Source organism: Pseudonocardia pini (genome assembly GCF_013870575.1).
GTDB classification, from domain to species: Bacteria; Actinomycetota; Actinomycetes; order Mycobacteriales; family Pseudonocardiaceae; genus Pseudonocardia; species Pseudonocardia pini.
In genome coordinates this window covers 1-1,187 of sequence record NZ_JACBXB010001168.1, presented here as the reverse complement: position 1 = coordinate 1,187, position 1,187 = coordinate 1, and the positions used below count along the sequence as shown (strand labels likewise).

The following is a 1,187-nucleotide window of genomic DNA, read 5'->3' as shown; positions in this document are numbered from 1 at the left end:
CGTCGCGGCGGAGCCAGGCCCTCCGCCCGCCGCCGATACCGAGGTGCGCCAGGACGGCGCCCGGACCCTGACCCTCTACTCCGGACCGGTCCGCGTGCAGCGCGGTGCCGAGTGGCAGGACGTCGACCTGACCCTGCAGGCAGGCCCCGACGGCGTCGTCCGGCCCGTGGCCTCACCCCAGGACCTCACGCTGACCTCGACCGGCCCCTCCGTCCGGTACGCGCAGGGCGGGTCGCAGGCCCTGGCCTGGCCGACACCGCTGCCCGCGCCGCGGCTGCAGGGCGCCACGGCCGTCTACCCGCAGGCCGCCCCCGGCTACGATCTCGAGGTGCAGGCGACCCGCGCCGGGTTCGTCGCCTCGGTGCGCAAGGCCGGGACCCCGACCGCTCCCCCGCCGCCGCTGCGGCTGACCGGGCAGGCTGCGCCTGCCACGGAGGCCGAGTCCGCCGTGGACCGGGTCGTGGCCGCGGCCCCGCCGACCGGGGTCGTCCCCTTCGACACCACCACCCAGACGACCGTGCGCAACACCGACGCCTCCGGCGACCCGGACCTGCGCGTGGGCAGCTACGACGGCCGCGAGGCCGCTCGCAGCTACCTCACCTTCGACCTCGCGGAGGCGGCCGGGACGACGGTCACGAAGGCGACCCTGGACGTCTACCAGACCTGGTCGTCGTCCTGTCGGCCGACCGCCTGGGAGGTGTGGTCGCTGCCCGCGGGCACCGAGGTGGGCCCGAAGCTCCGCTGGTCGAACCAGCCCGCGCCGGAGCGACTGTGGGCCACGAGCACGGACACCCGGGGCAACGCGGCGGCCTGCGCGGCGGGCTGGTCCAGCGTGGACGTGACCGAGCTGGTGCGGGCCTGGACCGCGGCCGGTGCGACGACGGGGACTCTCGTACTCAAGGCCGCGGACGAGACGGACCCGTTGTCCTGGAAGCGGTTCGCCTCCGCGGAGACCGAGACCGTCCCGCACCTCACCGTGACGGCCTGACGGGGGTCGCTCATGATCGCGAGTTGTGTGCGGTCAGCGTTGTGATCGGAGCGCTGGGTGCACGCAACCGCCGATCTTGCCGCGCTGAGAGCACGAAACGTGCGATCACAGCTCGCCCCAGCTCATGATCGCGAGTTGTGTGCGGTCAGCGTCGTGAACACAGCGCTGACAGCACCCAACCGCCGATCTTGCCGCGCTG

Annotated in this window: 1 protein-coding gene; it reads left to right on the top strand. The window is 74.1% G+C overall.

Translation table 11 applies throughout. The features are described 5' to 3' along the window. Window positions 1-988, top strand: a 988-nt coding sequence (locus H5J29_RS33515; RefSeq protein WP_220188241.1) for a DNRLRE domain-containing protein, incomplete at its 5' end; no start/stop codon positions are given. Between the last annotated feature and the right edge of the window lie 199 nt (window positions 989-1,187).